Source organism: Campylobacter sp. 110, from assembly GCF_002383965.1.
Classification (GTDB): Bacteria; Campylobacterota; Campylobacteria; order Campylobacterales; family Campylobacteraceae; genus Campylobacter_D; species Campylobacter_D coli.
The window spans coordinates 1-19,818 of record NZ_NXBD01000019.1; the positions used below are offsets into that span (position 1 = coordinate 1).

Here is a 19,818-nt window from a genome sequence, read left to right on the forward strand (position 1 = left end):
TCTTCTAATTCTCAAGCAGCTTCTTTAGAAGAAACTGCAGCAGCTTTAGAAGAGATCACTTCTTCTATGCAAAATGTTTCAGTTAAAACTAGTGATGTTATCACTCAATCTGAAGAGATTAAAAATGTTACAGGTATTATAGGTGATATTGCAGATCAAATCAATCTTTTAGCTTTAAATGCTGCTATTGAAGCTGCACGTGCTGGAGAACATGGTAGAGGCTTTGCAGTTGTTGCAGATGAAGTTAGAAAGTTAGCTGAGAGAACTCAAAAGTCTTTATCTGAAATAGAAGCTAATACTAATTTATTGGTTCAATCTATCAATGATATGGCAGAATCTATTAAAGAGCAAACTGCAGGTATCACTCAAATCAATGAGAGTGTAGCTCAAATTGATCAAACCACTAAGGATAATGTAGAGATTGCTAATGAATCTGCTATTATTTCTAATACTGTAAGTGATATAGCTAATAGCATACTTGAAGATGTGAAAAAGAAAAGGTTTTGATTGATTGTTCACTAACACCTAGTTTGAACTAGGTGTTAGTAGAATTTACAAATAGATAATTTAATAATTTAGTATTTTTTATGCTATGATTTTATTAATTTAAAAATAAGGACTATTAATGAATCTTTGGGATAAAAAAGCTAAGAGCTACGCAAGATACAATCAAAAACTCAATTCCATACAAGAGCAAAGTTTTAAAGAATTAGAAAAACTAAATATAAGCTTTAAAGATAAAAAGATTATAGATATAGGATGTGGCACAGGAGTATGGACTTTACACTTAGCACAAAATGCAAAAGAAATCACTGCTCTTGATAATGCAAAAGCTATGTTAGAAATTTTAAAAGAAGATGCTAACAAGCTCCAACCAACAAATATCAAATACGAAAATTGCACTTTTACAGAATGGATAAATAAAAATCAAAACGCTCAATTTGACATAGCATTTTTAAGTATGTCCCCTGCTTTGCAAGATAAAAAAGACTATTTAAACTTTATGCGATTGGCTAAAATTCGAATTTATCTTGGCTGGGCCGATTATAGAAAGAGTGATTTTTTAGATCCTATATTTAAACATTTTAATACAGAATTTAAGGGTATTTATAAACAAGATTTGGAAAGTTATTTGTTAGAAAATAATGTGAAATTTCATAAATTTATCTTTGATGAAACACGCATAGCAGAAAGAAAAAAAGATGAAGCCATAGAAAATGCCTTGTGGCATTTAAATATGAATGGAGTTAAAGCTTCTAAGCAAGATTTAGAAACTTTTGTGAAAGGCGATATCAAAGAAACCATACAATCAAAAATCAAACTTTTGGTTTTTTAATCCTTGAGATAAAATTCTATCTTAAGGTAGATATATAATCTTGTAATACTGAAATATTTTTATCAAAATGCTCATTTTATAAAATTAAACTTAAAAGTAATTTTAGATTATTTTAGTTATTATTTTTTTCTAATATTATAGGAGATTTTATGGATATAAATACTGTATTGATGATGATTTCAGACAAAATTCCATCCAATAGCTTGCCCCTTGTGCAAGATAAGCTTAAAAATGCAAGTGAAGATAAAATCAACTCTCTTGCTATCTTACCTTTTAAAAGTCATATTATAGGTTTGATCTTAGGTCTGTTTTTAGGTGCCTTTGGAATTGATCGTTTTTATAAGGGTGATATAGGTTTGGGTATTGCTAAACTTATAACTTGGTTAGTAGGTGTTGTTACCATTTGGATTTATATCGGTGGTTTAATTTTATTCGTTTTATGGATATGGTGCATTATGGATTGGTTTTTAGTATGGAAAGGCATCAAAAAAGACAATCTCAATAAAATCTTAGCTGTATTATGAAAATAGCAACTTAGATAAAAACTAGTTTTAAAACTAGTTTTTATTTTACTCTAAATTTTAAACTTTCCCCTGCCATAAAAGGAACTACTTTTTCACTTTCGTTTTTATATTCGTTTGGAACTTGCCATTCTTGATTTTCTAAAACAATGATTTTTTCTTTTTCAAAGGTTAAATTATGCACTTTACAAGCATTATCCGAAATAAATCTTTGTAAATTAGCTTCATTTGAATTTTTACTAAAAAGATCAGCCAAAACACAAAGTGCTACACTCGCACTAAATACACCCGCTGCACAACCGCAACATTCTTTTTCATGCTTAGAATGTGGCGCACTATCGCTTCCAAACATCACTTTTTCATATCCACCAAAAGCAAGCTCACAAAGCGCTTCTTTATCTTTATAATGCTTTGCTATAGGCTTGCAAAAAAGATGGGGCTGCATTTTTCCACCGATAACATCATCTAAAGTGATGATTAAATGATGTAAAGTAATGCTTGCATATAAATTTTCATAATCTTTCAAAAGTTCACATAAGGTTTGAGTCGTAATATGCTCCATAACAATCTTAAGACGCGGAAAATTTTTAGCTAAATTTTCATAGATTTTAGCAAAATTGCTTTCCCTATCCATCACAAAATCATTGGTTTCTCCATGCACTAAAAGTGGAATTTGTAAATCACTCATCGCTTTTAAAGTGGGTTTTAAATTCTCTATATCAAAGCTTGAAACCCCACCTTTTGAATTTGTGGTGATGCCCGCAGGATAAAGCTTGATACCAAAAATTTCATCTTTGGCACTTTCAAGAAATTTTTCATCATAATTTTTAAAAAAAAGAGTCATTAAAGGAGTGAAATTCTCATTTTCACAAGTATTTATTATACGCGTTTTATAAGATTTTAAACTCTCTAAATCACAAAGCGGTGGAACTAAATTTGGCATAATCACACCCGCACGAAAATCTTTAGCACTAAAAGGTGCAACCAAGCTTAGCATGTTTTTATCTCTTAAATGCAAATGCATATCTAGTGGGTTTTTAAGTGTCATTTTTTCTCCTAAATCAATCAGCAAATTTTATCCTATAAAGCTAAAAATAATAATAAAAAGTGGTTCTAAGATAAAGAATACTTAAAATAAAAATTTATTTTCTAATCACAAGGGATGCAAAATTGATAAAATCCATTTTTCAACTTTTTAAAAAGCTTTTTTTCTTCTAAAAATTTAAAAGTGGCGATGATGGTAGGTTTGCTTTGGTTTAATCGTGCTTCAAGCTCGCTTATTTTTATCATCACAAAACCATTTTCATCCGCATTTTCACATAGAAATTGAAGTAGTTCAAAGCGTTTTTTACCTAAAATTTCTCTCATTAAATTTTCAATTTTTACAGCCATAATTTTCCTAAGATAAATCCCCAAATAAAAAGTGCTAAACACACACTAAAAAACACTGCCGTACTCGCACAATCTTTAGCAATTTTTGCCTTTTCATGCCATTCATTTGTAATCAAATCCACACAAGCTTCAATAGCCGAATTTAAAGCCTCTATAATTAAAATAAGCATTAAAACACTTACTAATAATAAATGCTCCAAAAAACTAACTTTTAAGAAAAAACTAAAAACTATCGCAGGGATAATAATACAAAGTTCAATTCTAAACGCCATTTCATTTTTAAATAAAGCAAAAATCCCTTCTAAAGCATATCTTGCATTATTTAAAAAATGATATTTAAGCTTCATGGATTTGCCTTAAGTTTAGGATTTAATAAATCATATTCTGGCTCATAAACACTTGTTTTTACATCAAAATATCCTAAAAGAGTGCTAAAAAGATTATCTTGAGAAAGATTTAAGCTTTTGTGATTTTGGGCTGTGGTCATTAAATTTTCATCACTACTCCAAAAAATAACAGGGATGTGGGTTTGATAACTCGGCGCTATAGTATAAGGCATTCCGTGTAAATAAATTCCATTTTCACCCAAACTTTCTCCATGATCTGAAAGGTATATTAAAGAACTCTCATAATCTTTTTTTTCTTTTAAAAGTTTGATAATCTCACTTAAAAGATAATCCGTATAAAGCAAAGTATTGTCATAAGTATTGATTAAAGCTTCACTATCACATTTTGAAAGTTCATTAGTATCACAAGTTGGGATAAATTTTTTAAATTCGCTTGGATAACGCTTATAATAAGCTGGTCCATGAGAGCCTTGTAAATGAAGAACTATGATATTTTGAGTATCTAAGCTATCTAATCTTTCTTTTAAAAAAGGTAACAAATTTTCATCCCAATCACTAGAAAGTTGCTGTTTATCTGATAATCTATCGCAAACCCCTTTACACCCACCTGAATTATTATCTATCCAAGAAGCTTTTACGCCTGTTTTTTGCAAGATATCCATAACATTTTCTTGATATTCACTACTTGAATAGTTTTGACGCTTTGAAAGAGAAAACATACAAGGCAGACTCACCGCTGTAGCAGTGCCGCATGAAGAAAAATTATCAAAAAATACTACATTATTTTTATTGGTATAAAAATTGGTATCATTTTTAGTATATCCTCCAAGAGAATAATTCGCCGCTCTAGCAGTTTCACCTACGACTAAAACTAAAAGTTTTTTACTGCTATTATTTTCCCTAAAAGCATCATCACCTATGGTTTTAAATTCGGACTTTGGTTTTAAAAAACACACATAATAACGATATACAGCATAAATTGGATAAAAAGGAACATTATACATTCTTATTTCATTGTAAGTTCTAAAAAAAGGTATAAAGGTTTTACTTAAAGGCACAAAGGCGATTAAAAAGATAGAACAACCCAACAAAGCACTTAAAACTCTAACCCGTATCTTTTTAAAGAAACCTTGCTCTGTATTATTTTCAATACGAATTCTTAAAATAAAAACACAAAAAAGCAAGACGACAATAGCCAATAAAACCAAACGCCAACTTAGCAAATCTTTCACTTCTTTTATGTCAGTTTGCATAACATTTTGTATCATATCTGAATCAATTAAAACTCCATAAAAAGTGATAAAATAAAGACTGGTACAGGATGATAAAATAAAAAATATAGACAATATTTTAGTTAAATATTTTACAAAAATAAGTGAAAAAATCATATGAACCAAACCAAAATAAGCTACGATAAAAACTAAAGTAAGCAGTAAATTTTGGGATAATTTTTCATAAACAAATGAATGTAGATTAAAATTTAAAAGTGTAATGAGTATGGAATTAAAAAGTACAAATCCAAACCAAGAAAGTTTAAATTTAAACATATTCTCCCCTTAAAAATAACTAAAAAGCAAAGTTTAGAAAGAAAAAACTAACCATTAGTAATATTTTTTATTAATTATGATATTATTTTTATTTCAAAAATTTAAGGATTAACTGATGAAACTACTTTCATGGAATGTCAATGGCTTAAGAGCTATTTGTGATAAAAATGCGCTTGATTGGATAATAAAAGAAAATATTGATTTTATAGGTTTTCAAGAAATTAAAGCACATGAAGATAAATTTCCTAAAAAAATTTATGAATACCCTTTTAAGCATATGTATTCTAATTCTGCCAAAAGGGCTGGATACTCGGGTGTTATGAGCCTTTGCAATTTTGATAGTGAAGTTAAAAAATGTGAATTTTTTGATGATGAAGAAGGCAGAGTTTTAGAACATCGTTTTAAAAACATAGCACTTTTTAATATCTATTTTCCAAATGGACAAAAAGATGAAGAGCGTTTAAGCTTTAAGATGAAATTTTATGCAGATTTTTTAGTGTATTTGGATAAGCTTTTAAAGGATGGCTTTGAAATTATCATTTGTGGTGATGTCAATACCGCACACAAAGAAATCGATCTTACCCATCCAAAGGCAAATGCCAATACCTCGGGATTTTTACCGATAGAAAGAGCTTGGATTGATGATTTGCTAAAGCTTGGTTTTATTGATACTTTTAGAGAGATCAATGGCGATATCAAAGAAAAATACTCGTGGTGGAGTTATAGAATGAAGGCAAGAGAAAGAAATGTGGGCTGGAGGATTGATTATTTTTTCATTTCAAAGGGTTTAAAAGATAAACTTAAAAACGCTTTCATAAGAGATGATATTTTTGGCTCTGATCACGCACCTGTAGGTATAGAAATAGATATTTAATATCCCAAAAATGGGATATTATTTTTTAACGAATTTTTTTGCTTTTTCCCAAAGTCTTACACCGAGCTTTTTAGCTTTTTTGGAATTTAAATCTTTGTATTTTTCCCCTGCTGCTTTCTCAAGCTCAAGAATTTCTTGCTTAAAGCGATGCAGTTTTCTTTGAGTTAGTCTATTAAAATCATTGATTTTTGGGTTTTTCTTGATATCATTTAAAACCAAAAGCAATTGCTCCCTACTCTCAACAGCAAGGCGTTTAAATTTAGCAAAAAGATTATCAAGCTCATGCTCTAATAAATTTTCAACTATATCCTTTGATGGATTTTTTTGCTCTTTGATTTCTCTTTTTAAAAGTGCAATAAAATCATCTTCTATGCCTATTAACTCTTTACTTTTTAAACTCACATCTTCTTCGAATTTTGCGTAAGCAAGTGTGGTTTTAAATTTTTCCATTGCCAAAACAATACCATCCCTTGTGCCTTTAATCACGCCTAAACAAAGATCTTTTGCATAAGCCATAGATTCATTAGCTATTTCAAAAGCGGTATTTAAAACAATACTTGAAATTTTTAAAATTCTTTCTTTTTCAAAATGAGCTTCACAAATGGCATTATATACGAGATTTTTAGCTATTTCACTACTTGTAAGTTCTATATCTTCAGCCTTTTCTAATGTAGTTAAAAAAGCACTTTCAGCGGTTTCTTTTAAAATTCCAAGAATTTCTATATCAAATAAAATAGCATCATTTAAACCACCGCTAAATTCATCACAAAAAGAACATTCTTGTAAAATATTCTCGAATTCAAAAAAATTATCGCTGATTTGATTTTTAATCAAATTCTTTTGATTTTCAATCTGTTTGTTTAATAATTCAGCTTCGCTAATATACTCATAAAGCGAATTTTGAGCATCTACAATACTCGCCTTAACCAAAGCTTTGATAACCTTTGTAACATTTTCATCATCAAAAAAATCAAGTTTTTTTAAAATGGTTAAAAACTCAACCAAAAGAGAATTTAAAACTTTTTTTGTTTCATGAGGATTATGTGAAATTTGCTTATACGCAAGATTAAAACTTAAATCCTCAAGCAAGTCTTTCACTTCATCTTTTTTGAGATTGGATAAAGAATTCTCAAATATAATCAAAGTATTTTTCATTATAATCCCCTTCTTTCTTAAAGCACAAATTTGGCTTTAGCTTTTAATTTTTCAAAAATATCCAAACGATCCTTTTTGCTATCTACATAAACACTGAGTAAAAAACTTTGATATTTTCCACTAGAACTTGCATTAGAATGTTTGTATTTAAAATCTCTTTGTCCCAAAAGCTCTTCAAACAAAGCTCCTGCATGAACATGCGCTTCAAAAATCACCTTATAATCCCAAAAAGTAGGATAATTAACAATAGGCTCTTGTTTAAGATCGCACAAATTTACCACTTTTACCCCCTTCTTTGCTTTCAAGTATAATTTCACTTATTTTCATTGTTTTATCGATGGCTTTAATCATATCATAGATAGTTAAAAGTCCTATGCTAACGCCGCTTAAAGCTTCCATTTCTACCCCTGTTTTACCCTCGCATTTTACCGTTACTATAAGTTTAAAAGTATAATCTTTTGGAAATTCAACTATATCTGTCTCAACCTTAGAAATCATCAAAGGATGGCACATAGGGATAATTTCACTGGTTTTTTTAGCACCCATGATAGCTGCTATAACAGCGGTTTGAAGTACGGGGCCTTTTTTTGCAGTATTGTTTTTTATAGCCTTAAAAGCTTCTTCGCTCATACTGATCATACCGCTTGCTGTAGCCACTCTTTTACTTATATCTTTTTGGCTTACATCTACCATTTTAGGGCGGTTGTTTTCATCCAAATGAGTCAATTCCATCATCAACCTTTTTTAAAAAATATAAAAAATTATAGCAAAAGCAATCAAATTTAAGCTAAAATTAGATTTTATTTTGTTTATCAAGGAGTAAATAATGGCTTATGATGATGAAGATTTAGAATTTGATGATTATGAAGGTGAAGAGGATAAGTATGCTCACAATCATCACAAATCCTATAATTATGATGATGATGATTATGACTTTGATGATGAAGCAAATGATGATGATTTTTATGAAATGGATTAAAAATGAGAAAAATTCTTAGTAAAAAAGATATAAAAACGCTAGGACTTTCATCTTTAGGTGGAACCTTGGAATTTTATGATTTTATTATCTTTGCATTCTTTTCAAGTTATATTTCAAAAAACTTCTTCCCTGAAAATTTAAGCCCTTTTTGGCAACTTTTTAATACCTATGGTATATTTGCAGCAGCTTATATAGTAAGACCGCTAGGCGGTATAGTGATGGCACATTTTGGCGATAAATTTGGGCGCAAAAAAATGTTTATGCTAAGTATTTTGCTTATGGTAATACCAACTTTTGCACTGGCCTTTATCCCTTCTTATGAAAGTATTGGTTATCTTTGTGTAGTATTTTTAATGCTTATAAGAATAGCTCAAGGTATTTCCATAGGAGGAGAATTACCCGGTGCTTGGATTTTTGTATATGAGCATTCACCGCAAGGACAAAGAAGAACTTATATAGGCTTTTTAACAGCTTCTGTGGTGGGTGGAATTTTACTTGGAAGTATAGTATTTTTATTGATGCACAAAATTTACACTCAAGAAGAATTATACGAATGGGCTTGGAGAGTTCCTTTCTTTTTAGGTGGAATTTTTGGACTTATTTCAATATATCTTAGAAAATTTTTAAGTGAAACTCCTGTTTTTGAGCAAATGAGAAAAGAAAATGTTTTAGAAAAATTTCCACTTAAAGAAGTATTTAAAAGAGCAAAAGCAGGTGTTCTTATCTCTATGCTAATCACTTGGGTTTTAACAGGTTGTATTATTGTAATGATTTTATTTATCCCAAAATATATGGCAGAAATTTTACAATTTGATACCAATTTCCAAACTTATTTACAAATGGGTGGAATTTTCTTTATTTCTTTGGGTTGTATTATAAGTGGAATTTTAGCTGATAAAATAGGTATTTTTAAATCTAGTATTATTTTTTCCTTGTTTTTTGGCTTAGCTTGTGCGTTTTATTTTCACTTTCTTTACAATACAAATGCCGATATAACTCTAGTCAGTATTTTTTACTTACTAGCTTGTCTTTTTGGTGGAGTGATGAATTTTTGTCCTTTAATAATGAATGAAACTTTTGAAGCAAAGATTAAATTTTCAGGACTTTCTTTTTCTTACAATATCGCCTATGCCATTGCAGGAGGTATAACCCCTCAACTTACACTTTTATTGCATAAATTTGCATTTGCAAATTTAGATAATACGTGGCGTTTTTCTTTGGGTTATTATATGTTTTTAATCGTTTTATTGGCTTTATTATCAGCTTTTATTTTTAGATATCTTAATAATACCCAACGCACATACTCTCAGTGATTTTTATACGCTTTTCAAAAGGCGTGGGGCTAAAAAAATGGCATTTTTCTATGTAAATATGCTGATGATAATTTAGCCCTAAAAAATCATAAAATTTTTTTAAATTTACAAATTTAATACCATGAATTTCTTTTAAATCTAAAAGTTTATAGATTGAAGAATTATTTTTTTTTACAAGATGCGATGGAGCTAATCCTGTAAAAGAACAAAAGGCACTTGCTAGCACAAAACCACTTAAATCACTACATTGTTTTAAAACTTCTCGATGTTTTTCTAAAATGGAATTCTTGTGTAAAAAAATAATACGAGTCCCTTGATATCTACCAATTTCTACTTTTTTCCAAAATTTATAAGCATTTTTTGAAATTCCAGCTAAACGATGAAATTCCGCGTTTAAAACATAATGGTCTAAAAATTCATTAGGTGGTAAAATAATACTTTTCATTTATTTAATAAAACAAATTTTTTAGCCTTCTTTTATCAAGTTTTCTTTAACCTCTTTTGGAAGTTTTGAAATAAAATTATCAAGATTAAAATCAATCCCTTGACTTTGAGCCTCATTAATCAAAGCGATAGAAGCCTTGATATTAAAAGAAGAAAAATTATTATGAGGCGTAAAAAGATGATCAACAACTGAAAGAGCGTAAGCTGATTTTTTAACCTCATTTCTAGCTGCGTGCGGAGAGCGAGCAAAACAAATAGTTTCAACTAGCATATCATCAAATTTCCAACGATAAAGCAAAAATCCTAAGAATGAAATATGATCAACACCTAAAAATTCATTCTCTACCATAGATAAATCACTAAAATTATTTTTTTCCAATCTAGCCAAGAACTCGGCATCTTTTTTATTTTGAATAAGAAAATTAGAAAAAACTACAATACCAAGTCTTAAAAGCATAGAACAAGACACTAGTAAATGCGATAGCTTTTTATCCTCATTGCCCAACCAATCCATGATAAAAGAAGTTTCCTCGCTGCATTTATTTACAAATTCTGTCGTGCTTAATCCATAAGGTGATACATCGATTTTAAAACTATCTCTAATTGAATCTGCCATGATAGTATTAACGATATTACCTATACCCAAAAGAGAGACAACTTGAGCCAAAGAGGTGATTTCTCTTGAAAAACCATAAAAGGGAGAATTAGCCAAGCGTAAAAGCTTAGCAGTCATTAAAGGATCACTTGAAATAATATTAGCAATTTCATCAATTTTTACATTAGAACCCGATTCGTTGATATATTTTCTTAGTTTATTTATAGTATCAGGCAAAGGAGGTAAAACTTCAACACTTCGGAGTAAAATTTCATTCATATCAGTTGCCATATATTTTCCTTGGGCTATAATTTTTATTAATCTATTATTATAACTAAATTTTAATTTACTTATACGATGATTTTTAATATATATGCAAGAAAGTTTCTAAAATGGTCTTATTGTGTTACAAAACTCTATGGCTTATAAGTGATATTTTAATTTTATTATCATATAATTTTTATGATTTTATTAATAAATCCTAAATAAAATTAGTTTTTAATGAGTTATATTTTAAAATTTAAATGCAGTTTATATTGACAATCATGAGTTAAGATTTAAATCTTAACTCATTAAATTAAAGCGCTTTTTTTGCAGCTTCTGCGATTTTTGCAAAAGCAGCAGCATCATTCATTGCTAAATCAGCTAGAATTTTTCTATCAAGCTCAATGCCTGCTTTTTTAAGTCCATTAATAAATTTAGAATAACTTAAATCATTTAATCTGCAAGCAGCATTGATACGCACAATCCAAAGACGGCGAAAATCTCTTTTCTTGCGGCGTCTATCACGATACGCATAAACAAGACTTCTTTCTAATTGTTCTTTTGCTTTTCTAAAATGTTTGTGGCGTCCGCTATAAAAACCGCGTGCTAATTTTAGAACTTTTTTATGTCTGCGGCGTCTTACAACACCTGTTTTTACTCTTGCCATTTTTATTTCCTTTCATAAAGTGGCGTCCATTTTGGAGCTTGCCCTTAAATTTTTAGCAACTTAAGGAGAGTTTGAATGACTTATGTCAAAAACTTAAATTCCTAGCATTTTTTCTACAGCTTTTACATTAGTGCTGTGCACATATTTAGCTGTGCGAAGATCACGCATTCTTTTTGCAGGTTTCTTAGTCAAAATATGGCTTCTAAAAGCAGAGCCTCTTTTGATTTTATTTTTACCTACTTTGAAGCGTTTAACTGCGCTTTTTACGCTTTTCATCTTTGGCATACGCTTTCCTTTCGGATAAATTTTTAAATTTTTTCAAAAAGAAAATCTAAATGCTAGCAAATTTTTGCTAATTTTTGACTGAATTTTGTATTTAAAAAAACTTGGCACACCTTTTGCTTATAAAAAACTAGCAATATTTTTGAAAGATTTTAAAATGACTATAAATTCGGCAAACCCTTATCAAAATTTGGCCTTATCTAATCCTTTGCAAAATAGCCAAGCTTTGAATTTAATCAAAGATAAGAAAGGTTCAAATTTAGAAGAAAATGAAAACAATTTAGAAAATTTAAATTATATTTTTAACACCACTTCTTATGCAAGCGAATTTGGCTTTAGGATAGATGAGAGAGGTTTTTTTGAAAAAGACTTAAATAAAATCGCTAATATACCCGGATCTTATAATATCAACATCAAAAGTGTTAGAAATATAGCCAAAGAATTAACAAGACAAGATGCAACTTTAAATTATAACAAAATAGACCTACCCTATCTTTTAAACAGCTATTATAGCTCGCTAAAGTCTGTCAATTTAGAATTTAGCGAAAATGATAATGCTAATTTAAGTCGCGATATGATTTCAAAATTTGCTACCGGATTTTCCACTGAAAATGGGGAATTTTTAGGCAAAATTTCAAGAATTTACAACAATCAAGAAGAATTAAACTCCACGCTAAACAAAACTCTAAGCCTAAATACTTTAATGCTAGATAACAAAATTACTAATTTTCACTTCGATAGAGCTTTAAACAATACCTCATCTAATGAAATTTTAAAACCTTACCTAACCAAAAATGCTGAAGTTTCAAAATCAGGGCTTTTGATGAATTTTATTTATCATGATATCAAAACACAAAATGATAACGAGCTTAATTTTTTTATGAAACCTGCGAGTTTGGATCTCAATGCTCATACTAATTTTCAAAAAATCCTTAGAGGGGAAATGGATATAAAAGACTATATCAAACAACAAAACGAACAAAAAATGAGCTTTGATCTATATCTTTATGTGAATGGAGTAGATAAAAAAACCGCTTCTCAAGATAAGCTTTCAGTTTTTTTTCAACAATATGTTAATTATCAAAAAGATATGGATTTAAGAGAATTTGCAAATTCAAGCTCTATCTTCCAAATTTATATTGATGAAAATCATAGCGAATTTAACTCTCTTAAAGAAGAATATCAAAGCCAAAATAAAGATTTAGAAAAGCTAGATAATGCTAATAATATGCGTTCTAGCTCTATAGAAAATTTCTTAGATCGTCGTCAAAAACAAGCCAATTTAAATAAGATATTAAATTCTTATTTATCAGTATTACTTTAAAGTAATTTTATAAATATTTAAAAATACAAATTTTAATCCATAATTCTTTGTATTTTTTTACTTTAATATTCATATTTTTGCTATAATTTTTAAACTAGAATTTATATTTTTCTGTTATTATCCATTTTCATAAAAAGATAAAAAATATCCGAATTAAAATTTAAGGAAATTAAAGTGAAAGTATATTTAGATAATAATGCAACAACGATGCTTGATCCAAGTACATACGAATTAATGTTGCCATTTTTAAAAGACATGTATGGAAATCCAAACAGTCTTCACCAATGGGGCAGCGCAACTCATCCTGCCCTAAGAGAAGCTATGGATAAACTTTATGCGGGACTTGGCGCAAATGATTTAGATGATATAGTTATAACATCCTGTGCTACTGAGAGTATCAACTGGGTGCTTAAGGGTATATATTTTGATCATATTTTAGATAAAGAACGCAATGAAGTGATTATCTCTAGCGTAGAACATCCAGCAGTAGCTGCAGCAGCTCAATTTTTAAAAAGTTTAGGTGTAAAGCTTATAGAACTTCCAGTAAATGAAGAAGGAGTTTCTACTCCTCAAGATTTACAAAATGTAATCAGCGATAAAACCGCACTTGTTAGCGTAATGTGGGCCAATAATGAAACAGGAATGATTTTTGATATTCAAAAAATGGCAGAAATTGCTCATGAATTTGGAGCGCTTTTTCATACAGATGCTACCCAAGCAGTAGGAAAAATCAAAGTAAATTTAAACCAAGCAGGAGTTGATTTTGCTTCATTTTCAGCTCATAAATTTCATGGACCAAAGGGTGTGGGTGGACTTTTTATAAAAAAAGGACTTAAGCTTACTCCACTTTTACACGGCGGAGAACACATGGGTGGTCGTAGAAGCGGAACTTTAAATGTACCTTATATAGTGGCTATGGCAGAAGCTTTGCGTATTGCAAACACTATGCTTGATTTTGAAGATTCTCATATACGCCGTTTAAGAGATAAACTAGAAGATCAAATTTTAGCCTTGCCTGATACAACAGTGGTTGGAAAAAGAGAACACCGTGTGCCTAATACAATCTTAGCAAGTATTAAAGGAGTTGAAGGCGAAGCAATGCTTTGGGATTTAAATAAAAATGGTATAGCTGCAAGTACGGGCTCAGCCTGTGCAAGTGAAGCTTTAGAAAGCAATCCTATTATGGAAGCTATCGGAGCTGAAAATGACTTAGCGCATACAGCTTTAAGGCTTTCTTTGTCACGTTTTAATACTGAAGAAGAAATTGATTATGCAGCAAAACAAATTAAAAATGCAACACAGAGATTAAGAGCAATTTCTTGTACTTATGCTTATAATCCAAATAATTACAAATAAGGATAAAAAATGGGAAAAAATAGTTTAATTGGTGGATCTATCTGGGATGAATACTCACAAAAAGTTCAAGATAGAATGAATAATCCACAACATATGGGGGAATTTACAGAAGAAGATGCTAAAAATAGAAATGCCAAACTTATCGTAGCTGATTTTGGTGCAGAAAGCTGTGGCGATGCAGTAAGGCTTTTTTGGCTTGTAGATGAAAAAACAGATACTATTATCGATGCTAAATTTAAAAGTTTTGGCTGTGGAACTGCCATAGCAAGTAGTGATACAATGGTAGATCTTTGTATAGGAAAAACTGTAGATGAAGCAGTAAAAATCACAAATTTAGATGTGGAATTTGCTATGCGTGATAATCCAGAAACTCCAGCTGTTCCGCCTCAAAAAATGCATTGTTCGGTTATGGCTTATGATGTAATCAAACAAGCAGCAGCACATTATAAAGGCATAAGTCCTGAAGATTTTGAAGATCAAATCATAGTTTGTGAGTGTGCTAGAGTAAGTCTTGGCACTATTAAAGAAGTGATCAAACTCAATGATTTACACACTGTAGAAGAAATCACTCAATACACCAAAGCAGGTGCTTTTTGTAAATCCTGTGTAAAACCAGGAGGACATGAAAAAAGAGAATACTATCTGGTTGATATTTTAGCTGAAACAAGGGCTGAAATGGATAGAGAGAAACTTAAAAATGCTGTGAAAAGTGATGTAGCATTTGATGAAATGACTTTAGTGGGTCAATTAAAAGCAGTAGAAGCTGTTTTAGATGCAGAAATTCGTCCTATGCTCCATAATGATGGTGGAGATTTGGAAGTAATTGATATACAAAAGGCCGAAGGTGCAGCAATTGATGTTTATATTCGTTATCTTGGTGCTTGCAGCGGTTGTTCTAGTGGAAGTGGCGCAACACTTTATGCTATTGAAACTATCTTGCAAGAAGAACTAAGCCCAAATATTCGCGTTATGCCAGTTTGATATTTAGAATAGTAAGAGTATTTCTTACTATTCATCTTTTATCCTATTTTAGGCTTTAAATCAAGCGGGGGTAAATTTTCTATATAAATACTGCGACTTGGGAAAGCAAAAGTTAAACCATTTTTTTCAATTATACGCATAAACTCAAGCATTAAACTTTGTCTAGCTTCTCTAAAATCTTTTCCGCCTATTTCTTTGGTATAAAAATAAAGCTCTATATTAATACTACTATCTGCAAATTCACTTAAAGCCACATAACAAGCATTCTTATAACCCTCAAGATCATTGATAGAAACTAAATTTTGACGATATTTTGTTGTATGATCGCCATATTTTAATGCGCTATCCTCATCGTGAGCTACTAAATCACTTGTATGCAAAAATTCTCTTAGATCTTTTACGCATTGTTCTAGTTTTTCAGGAGTAGCATCATAACCAACACCCAAATACATTCTAACATGGCGACCCATGCGTCTTTTACTCCAATTTTTGATATTAGCTCCCATAATAGTTGAATTTGGTAAAAATACAAGACAATTATCAAAAGTTCTAATAGTAGTTTTTCTAAGTCCTGTTTCAACCACTGTTCCTTCTATGCCTGAAACCTCTACCCAATCTCCTTGATTAAAGCTATTATCAAAAAGTAAGAGTATAGAAGCAAAGAAATTTGCAATGATATCTTTCGCCGCTAAAGCAACAGCTAAACCACCAATTCCCAAAGATGCAATAATAGCCGAAATATTAAAACCAAGTTGAGCAAGAATATATAATAAAGCTATAATAATAATGACAAAATATAAAATTTTAATAATTAAATTGACAACTTCTTTTTTTCCACTTTTTTGAGCAAGTTTAGAAACCAATACCACGCCATAACCATCAAGTATCCTTAAAATCAACCAAGCGATTAAAACAACATAAACTATGTGGAAAAGATTACTTAAATTAATACTTAAAGGAGCAGGATAAGTTGCTATTGTAAGACAAAGTGAAATGGCGTAACAAATAAGCAAAAAACCCACAGGTTTTTTAATATTGTCTATAAAAATAACCTTAATATCATCTGCATCGCTTTTATTGCGATAAACTAAACGAACGAGGATAAAATAAACTATATTTGAAAAAAAGCGTCTTAAAGACATAAAAAAAACTAAAACTAAAATCGAAATAACTATCTTACCCGTATTTATAAAATCAATATTGGCTATTTCATTGATACGATCTATCCATACTTGAAGTTCAAGCAAAGAAAAAATATAATTACTTTCTAACAAGTCTGCATTCGCACGCAAATATTTTAAAATTTCTACATAAGCATCCACAGCATTAAAAATCATTTCTTCTTTATTGGAAATTTTCTCTAATTCAGATGGATTATTGATTTTAGCTTTATAAATACTAAGATCTATATTGGTTGAATTTTGCAAATTTTCCATTGCCTTATCGACCGTAGAGATTATACTTTCACTATTTGCTGCATTTTTAAAAAGTCTTTCAAGCTCAAATAAAGACGAATAAAAACTTTTAACAACATCTAAATACATAATATTTAAGGTTGTATCTACATAAACATAAGGTTTATTTATGCTCTTCTTTTGTAAATCTAACAAATTTTGCCTTGTTTTTAAAAAGCTTTCTACTGCTTTTTCATTGATTTGTTGCTTTACTATCATATCGGGCATTTTAGAAAGAATAGACTTTTTATCTTTTTCAAATTCACTTAAAATTCCATCATAGGAACTTGAATTTTCATCATTATTTTTTTTAAATTCTTTAATTTGGTGATTTAAATCGATATATTTTTGCACCAAACTATAAACACTCTTATCTTGCGCACTTGCATTAGTATCTATAAGACGAAATTCATCCCCCCAAAGACATGAAATACCTAAAAGAAACAAAATGATTATTTTTTTCATTGCGTTTTCCTATTTTGAATTAATTTAAAAATTTTAGCCTTAAAATCATACTCATATATTTCACCCGTTTCGATGATATAATACCAAGCATGTACTTCTATTTTTCCTTCATCTAAAGCTTCTTGCACGCCTGGATAAGTAAGTATATTTTGCAAAGAATTTACTAAATTTAATTTTTCTGTAAGCCATGAACGCATAGCCAAATCGTCTCTTGCAAAAATCATCACATCTTTTTTTATCGGATCTAACATAGTAAGCCATTTTTTCACGTTAGGAATTTTATTTAACTCTTCATCAGAATAGTATAATGCATTACAACCACCACAATTACTATGCCCACATACAACGATATTCTTAATGCGTAAAGAATTTAAAGCATATTCTATTGCTGAAGTAGTCGCTAAATAATCCTGACCCACGCGATAAGGTGGGACAATATTTGCAATATTTCGTATCACAAAAAGCTCACCTGGGCCTGTATTGGTGATTAAATTGGGGATCACTCTAGAATCAGAACAACCTATGAAAAGAGTATGAGGATTTTGCTTATTTTTAAGACTTTCAAAAAGTTCTTCATGCTCCTTAAAGTCTTCTTGCATAAACTTAATCGCACCGCTAATAAGATTATCCATATATCAACCTAATTGAAAAATCTTAAAATTATAACAAATTTTCAGCAAAGAATTTCACCTACAAGCAAACATTCGCAAATTAACTCTTTATTAAATTTTTTATGCTAGAGTTCGCTCAAGATTTAAGTTAAAATCGAAATCTTTTAAGGAGGATGAATATGAGTCTTTATGATAGAGACTATTCACGATCAAGAGAATTTGAAAACACTCGTTCAAGTGAACTTGGTATTTTTATTAAACAAACTTATCAACTTTTTGCGGCTTCTCTTTTAGCAGCAACTGTTGGTGCATATGTAGGAATTTATGCTTTAGCGGCATTTTTTATACAATCACAAGTAACCTTTTGGATACTTTTTGCTGTTGAAATAGGACTTTTGATTGCCTTGCAGTTTAAAAAACGCGAAGCTCCATTGAATTTAATTTTACTTTTTGGTTTTACTTTTTGTTCAGGCTTAACCCTAACGCCATTACTCATTTCTGTTCTTGCCCTACCAGCAGGTGGAGTAATCATCGCTCAAGCTTTTGCTCTAACAACAGTAGCTTTTGCAGCGCTTAGTATTTTTGCTATGAATACCAAAAAGGATTTCACACTAATGGGTAAAGCTTTATTTATAGTTTTAATCGTGGTTGTAGCGGCTTCTTTGCTTAATATCTTCTTCCAAAGCAGTTTATTAAATTTAGCTATTTCAGCCGTAGCAGCGATTTTATTTTCATTTTATATTCTTTATGATACACAAAATATTATTCGCGGAAACTATGAAACTCCAATTGAAGGTGCTGTAGCGCTTTATCTTGATTTTGTAAACCTTTTTGTATCTTTACTTAATATCCTAAGAAGTTTCAATAGCAGATAATTTTTGCGGGAAGTCCCCGCAAAATTCTTAAAATTTCAAATCTTTTCAAGTTTTATTTAGTTACAATATCTAACTCAAAAAATTTTTAAAATTTAGGAAAATTTATGATTACTCTTTTAACTATTTTGCAGTTTGTCATCGTCGTTATTATTTGTATAGCTGTTTTACTTCAAAAGAGCTCAAGCATAGGACTTGGAGCTTATAACGGAAGCAATGAAAGTTTATTTGGAGCAAAAGGACCCTCAGGATTTTTGGCGAAATTTACTTTCATCATGGGAATTTTACTTATTGCAAACACTATAGGTTTAGGATATTTATACAATAGTACAAGTAAAGATTCTTTAGCTGAAAAAATCAAAATTGAAACAAATACAAGCATTCCCACTGCTCCAAATGCTATAAACGTGCCAGCTATTCCAAGTGCTCCACAAATACCTAACGAATCAAATACAAGTAAGTAATTTATAAGGAAAAAATATGATTAATGAAATTTTAAACAAACAAAAAACTCAAAGTGAAAAAAGCTTAGAAGCTTTAAAAAAAGACTTTACTACCCTACGCACAGGTAAAGTCAATACACATATCTTAGATCATATTCAAGTAGATTACTATGGCTCTTTAACTCCTTTAAATCAAGTTGCAACCGTTTTAGCAAGCGATGCTTCAACAATAAGCATTACTCCTTGGGAAAAACCTATGTTAAAAACTATAGAAAGCGCTATTGCAGCAGCAAATATAGGGGTAAATCCAAACAATGATGGCGAAAGTGTAAAATTATTCTTCCCTCCAATGACAAGAGAGCAAAGAGAAGAAAATGTAAAACAAGCAAAAGCTATGGGCGAAAAAGCAAAAGTTTCGGTAAGAAATATTCGCAAAGATGCAAACGATGCCGTAAAAAAACTTGAAAAAGATAAAGCCATTTCAGAAGACGAAGCTAAAAAAGCTTATGATGAAGTGCAAAAATTAACAGATACCTATACTGCAAAAATCGATGAAAGTGTAAAAAATAAAGAAAGCGAACTTTTAAAGGTTTAAA

General features: G+C 30.2%; 25 protein-coding genes. 12 read left to right on the top strand and 13 right to left on the bottom strand.

Annotation, left to right across the window (positions count from 1 at the left end; all coding sequences use genetic code 11):
* The 3 genes from BGS43_RS02080 to BGS43_RS02090 all read left to right on the top strand — a co-directional run.
* On the top strand, positions 1-507 hold a 507-nt coding region (locus BGS43_RS02080; protein ID WP_228761795.1), incomplete at its 5' end, for a methyl-accepting chemotaxis protein.
* Positions 508-625: 118 nt separating this feature from the next.
* Positions 626-1,336 carry a class I SAM-dependent methyltransferase gene (locus tag BGS43_RS02085; RefSeq protein WP_002790595.1) on the top strand — a complete coding sequence of 237 codons (711 nt, stop codon included), beginning with the start codon at positions 626-628 and terminating at the stop codon, positions 1,334-1,336.
* A gap of 149 nt (positions 1,337-1,485) precedes the next feature.
* The gene (locus tag BGS43_RS02090; RefSeq protein ID WP_057045000.1) at positions 1,486-1,860 is read left to right on the top strand and encodes a TM2 domain-containing protein; all 375 of its coding nucleotides are present in this window, start codon (positions 1,486-1,488) and stop codon (positions 1,858-1,860) included.
* Positions 1,861-1,900: 40 nt separating this feature from the next.
* Here the strand turns inward: BGS43_RS02090 and pyrC are convergent, their stop codons facing one another.
* From pyrC to BGS43_RS02110, 4 genes are all read right to left on the bottom strand, one after another.
* Positions 1,901-2,905, bottom strand: coding sequence for a dihydroorotase (pyrC, locus tag BGS43_RS02095; protein ID WP_042962368.1), 1,005 nt, complete (start codon positions 2,903-2,905; stop codon positions 1,901-1,903).
* A gap of 101 nt (positions 2,906-3,006) precedes the next feature.
* On the bottom strand, positions 3,007-3,249 hold the full coding sequence (locus tag BGS43_RS02100) for a replication/maintenance protein RepL (protein ID WP_060786128.1): 243 nt from the start codon (positions 3,247-3,249) through the stop codon (positions 3,007-3,009).
* The gene (locus BGS43_RS02105; protein ID WP_002825901.1) at positions 3,240-3,596 is read right to left on the bottom strand and encodes a diacylglycerol kinase; all 357 of its coding nucleotides are present in this window, start codon (positions 3,594-3,596) and stop codon (positions 3,240-3,242) included. Before BGS43_RS02105 ends, BGS43_RS02100 begins: the two co-directional genes overlap by 10 nt.
* Positions 3,593-5,143, bottom strand: a complete 1,551-nt coding sequence (locus BGS43_RS02110; protein WP_096568626.1) for a phosphoethanolamine transferase — start codon at positions 5,141-5,143, stop codon at positions 3,593-3,595. Before BGS43_RS02110 ends, BGS43_RS02105 begins: the two co-directional genes overlap by 4 nt.
* Before the next feature lie 115 nt (positions 5,144-5,258).
* On the opposite strand from BGS43_RS02110, the gene BGS43_RS02115 reads away from it, so the two are divergent.
* Complete coding sequence (locus BGS43_RS02115; RefSeq protein WP_002825898.1) at positions 5,259-6,017, top strand: exodeoxyribonuclease III; 759 nt, start codon at positions 5,259-5,261, stop codon at positions 6,015-6,017.
* An 18-nt stretch (positions 6,018-6,035) separates the two neighbouring features.
* Here the strand turns inward: BGS43_RS02115 and BGS43_RS02120 are convergent, their stop codons facing one another.
* The 3 genes from BGS43_RS02120 to moaC are packed head-to-tail and all read right to left on the bottom strand — an operon-like array spanning position 6,036 to position 7,904.
* Positions 6,036-7,172, bottom strand: coding sequence for a hypothetical protein (locus BGS43_RS02120; protein ID WP_025399278.1), 1,137 nt, complete (start codon positions 7,170-7,172; stop codon positions 6,036-6,038).
* 17 nt (positions 7,173-7,189) lie between these two features.
* Positions 7,190-7,453 (bottom strand): HP0495 family protein, encoded by a 264-nt coding sequence (locus tag BGS43_RS02125; protein WP_002778007.1) that lies wholly within the window; start codon positions 7,451-7,453, stop codon positions 7,190-7,192.
* A complete protein-coding gene (moaC, locus tag BGS43_RS02130; protein ID WP_002825894.1) occupies positions 7,431-7,904 on the bottom strand; it encodes a cyclic pyranopterin monophosphate synthase MoaC in 474 nt (157 codons plus the stop codon). The genes BGS43_RS02125 and moaC overlap by 23 nt, the downstream gene beginning before the upstream one ends.
* Before the next feature lie 94 nt (positions 7,905-7,998).
* Between moaC and BGS43_RS02135 the strand changes: the two genes are divergently transcribed.
* Together BGS43_RS02135 and BGS43_RS02140 are read left to right on the top strand one after the other, a co-directional pair.
* The gene (locus BGS43_RS02135; protein WP_096568629.1) at positions 7,999-8,151 is read left to right on the top strand and encodes a highly acidic protein; all 153 of its coding nucleotides are present in this window, start codon (positions 7,999-8,001) and stop codon (positions 8,149-8,151) included.
* Positions 8,152-8,153: 2 nt separating this feature from the next.
* The gene (locus BGS43_RS02140) at positions 8,154-9,464 is read left to right on the top strand and encodes an MFS transporter (protein WP_002825893.1); all 1,311 of its coding nucleotides are present in this window, start codon (positions 8,154-8,156) and stop codon (positions 9,462-9,464) included.
* Here the strand turns inward: BGS43_RS02140 and cheQ are convergent.
* The 4 genes from cheQ to rpmI form a co-directional block, all read right to left on the bottom strand.
* Entirely contained in the window at positions 9,433-9,909 is a 477-nt protein-coding gene (gene cheQ / locus BGS43_RS02145) for a cheVAW transcriptional regulator CheQ (protein ID WP_002825892.1), read from the bottom strand. The two genes, BGS43_RS02140 and cheQ, sit on opposite strands and share 32 nt — an antisense overlap.
* Positions 9,910-9,930: 21 nt before the next feature.
* On the bottom strand, positions 9,931-10,794 hold the full coding sequence (locus BGS43_RS02150) for an HDOD domain-containing protein (RefSeq protein ID WP_096568632.1): 864 nt from the start codon (positions 10,792-10,794) through the stop codon (positions 9,931-9,933).
* A gap of 286 nt (positions 10,795-11,080) precedes the next feature.
* Entirely contained in the window at positions 11,081-11,434 is a 354-nt protein-coding gene (gene rplT, locus BGS43_RS02155; RefSeq protein WP_002825744.1) for a 50S ribosomal protein L20, read from the bottom strand.
* Between the two features lie 93 nt (positions 11,435-11,527).
* Positions 11,528-11,719, bottom strand: a complete 192-nt coding sequence (gene rpmI / locus BGS43_RS02160) for a 50S ribosomal protein L35 (RefSeq protein WP_002777995.1) — start codon at positions 11,717-11,719, stop codon at positions 11,528-11,530.
* A 154-nt stretch (positions 11,720-11,873) separates the two neighbouring features.
* On the opposite strand from rpmI, the gene BGS43_RS02165 reads away from it, so the two are divergent.
* From BGS43_RS02165 to BGS43_RS02175, 3 genes are all read left to right on the top strand, one after another.
* The gene (locus BGS43_RS02165; protein WP_002825740.1) at positions 11,874-13,040 is read left to right on the top strand and encodes a hypothetical protein; all 1,167 of its coding nucleotides are present in this window, start codon (positions 11,874-11,876) and stop codon (positions 13,038-13,040) included.
* A gap of 174 nt (positions 13,041-13,214) precedes the next feature.
* Positions 13,215-14,396, top strand: a complete 1,182-nt coding sequence (locus BGS43_RS02170) for a NifS family cysteine desulfurase (RefSeq protein ID WP_096568635.1) — start codon at positions 13,215-13,217, stop codon at positions 14,394-14,396.
* 9 nt (positions 14,397-14,405) lie between these two features.
* Positions 14,406-15,377 (top strand): iron-sulfur cluster assembly scaffold protein NifU, encoded by a 972-nt coding sequence (locus BGS43_RS02175; RefSeq protein WP_025399280.1) that lies wholly within the window; start codon positions 14,406-14,408, stop codon positions 15,375-15,377.
* A 38-nt stretch (positions 15,378-15,415) separates the two neighbouring features.
* On the opposite strand, the gene BGS43_RS02180 is transcribed toward BGS43_RS02175, so the two are convergent.
* Both BGS43_RS02180 and BGS43_RS02185 read right to left on the bottom strand, forming a co-directional pair.
* Complete coding sequence (locus BGS43_RS02180) at positions 15,416-17,296, bottom strand: mechanosensitive ion channel family protein (protein WP_057044996.1); 1,881 nt, start codon at positions 17,294-17,296, stop codon at positions 15,416-15,418.
* Positions 17,293-17,928: a carbonic anhydrase gene (locus BGS43_RS02185; protein ID WP_025399282.1), complete on the bottom strand. Its 636-nt coding sequence runs from the start codon at positions 17,926-17,928 to the stop codon at positions 17,293-17,295. The genes BGS43_RS02180 and BGS43_RS02185 overlap by 4 nt, the downstream gene beginning before the upstream one ends.
* Before the next feature lie 158 nt (positions 17,929-18,086).
* On the opposite strand from BGS43_RS02185, the gene BGS43_RS02190 reads away from it, so the two are divergent.
* The 3 genes from BGS43_RS02190 to frr all read left to right on the top strand — a co-directional run bounded on the left by BGS43_RS02190 (position 18,087) and on the right by frr (position 19,817).
* Positions 18,087-18,782 (top strand): Bax inhibitor-1/YccA family protein, encoded by a 696-nt coding sequence (locus BGS43_RS02190; RefSeq protein WP_002777968.1) that lies wholly within the window; start codon positions 18,087-18,089, stop codon positions 18,780-18,782.
* A gap of 104 nt (positions 18,783-18,886) precedes the next feature.
* On the top strand, positions 18,887-19,243 hold the full coding sequence (gene secG, locus BGS43_RS02195; protein ID WP_044601104.1) for a preprotein translocase subunit SecG: 357 nt from the start codon (positions 18,887-18,889) through the stop codon (positions 19,241-19,243).
* A gap of 16 nt (positions 19,244-19,259) precedes the next feature.
* Positions 19,260-19,817, top strand: coding sequence for a ribosome recycling factor (gene frr / locus BGS43_RS02200; protein ID WP_002777964.1), 558 nt, complete (start codon positions 19,260-19,262; stop codon positions 19,815-19,817).
* Position 19,818: the final 1 nt, after the last annotated feature.

Excerpts from the sequence above, each read along its gene's own strand:
- BGS43_RS02175 (WP_025399280.1), top strand. The coding sequence starts at position 14,406 with ATGGGAAAAAATAGTTTAATTGGTGGATCTATCTGGGATGAATACTCA.
- moaC (WP_002825894.1), bottom strand. The coding sequence starts at position 7,904 with ATGGAATTGACTCATTTGGATGAAAACAACCGCCCTAAAATGGTAGAT.
- BGS43_RS02120 (WP_025399278.1), bottom strand. The coding sequence starts at position 7,172 with ATGAAAAATACTTTGATTATATTTGAGAATTCTTTATCCAATCTCAAA.
- BGS43_RS02105 (WP_002825901.1), bottom strand. The coding sequence starts at position 3,596 with ATGAAGCTTAAATATCATTTTTTAAATAATGCAAGATATGCTTTAGAA.
- BGS43_RS02140 (WP_002825893.1), top strand. The coding sequence starts at position 8,154 with ATGAGAAAAATTCTTAGTAAAAAAGATATAAAAACGCTAGGACTTTCA.
- BGS43_RS02115 (WP_002825898.1), top strand. The coding sequence starts at position 5,259 with ATGAAACTACTTTCATGGAATGTCAATGGCTTAAGAGCTATTTGTGAT.
- cheQ (WP_002825892.1), bottom strand. The coding sequence starts at position 9,909 with ATGAAAAGTATTATTTTACCACCTAATGAATTTTTAGACCATTATGTT.
- BGS43_RS02180 (WP_057044996.1), bottom strand. The coding sequence starts at position 17,296 with ATGAAAAAAATAATCATTTTGTTTCTTTTAGGTATTTCATGTCTTTGG.
- BGS43_RS02185 (WP_025399282.1), bottom strand. The coding sequence starts at position 17,928 with ATGGATAATCTTATTAGCGGTGCGATTAAGTTTATGCAAGAAGACTTT.
- BGS43_RS02100 (WP_060786128.1), bottom strand. The coding sequence starts at position 3,249 with ATGGCTGTAAAAATTGAAAATTTAATGAGAGAAATTTTAGGTAAAAAA.
- BGS43_RS02165 (WP_002825740.1), top strand. The coding sequence starts at position 11,874 with ATGACTATAAATTCGGCAAACCCTTATCAAAATTTGGCCTTATCTAAT.
- rplT (WP_002825744.1), bottom strand. The coding sequence starts at position 11,434 with ATGGCAAGAGTAAAAACAGGTGTTGTAAGACGCCGCAGACATAAAAAA.
- BGS43_RS02190 (WP_002777968.1), top strand. The coding sequence starts at position 18,087 with ATGAGTCTTTATGATAGAGACTATTCACGATCAAGAGAATTTGAAAAC.
- pyrC (WP_042962368.1), bottom strand. The coding sequence starts at position 2,905 with ATGACACTTAAAAACCCACTAGATATGCATTTGCATTTAAGAGATAAA.
- BGS43_RS02150 (WP_096568632.1), bottom strand. The coding sequence starts at position 10,794 with ATGGCAACTGATATGAATGAAATTTTACTCCGAAGTGTTGAAGTTTTA.
- frr (WP_002777964.1), top strand. The coding sequence starts at position 19,260 with ATGATTAATGAAATTTTAAACAAACAAAAAACTCAAAGTGAAAAAAGC.
- BGS43_RS02085 (WP_002790595.1), top strand. The coding sequence starts at position 626 with ATGAATCTTTGGGATAAAAAAGCTAAGAGCTACGCAAGATACAATCAA.
- secG (WP_044601104.1), top strand. The coding sequence starts at position 18,887 with ATGATTACTCTTTTAACTATTTTGCAGTTTGTCATCGTCGTTATTATT.
- rpmI (WP_002777995.1), bottom strand. The coding sequence starts at position 11,719 with ATGCCAAAGATGAAAAGCGTAAAAAGCGCAGTTAAACGCTTCAAAGTA.
- BGS43_RS02135 (WP_096568629.1), top strand. The coding sequence starts at position 7,999 with ATGGCTTATGATGATGAAGATTTAGAATTTGATGATTATGAAGGTGAA.
- BGS43_RS02090 (WP_057045000.1), top strand. The coding sequence starts at position 1,486 with ATGGATATAAATACTGTATTGATGATGATTTCAGACAAAATTCCATCC.
- BGS43_RS02110 (WP_096568626.1), bottom strand. The coding sequence starts at position 5,143 with ATGTTTAAATTTAAACTTTCTTGGTTTGGATTTGTACTTTTTAATTCC.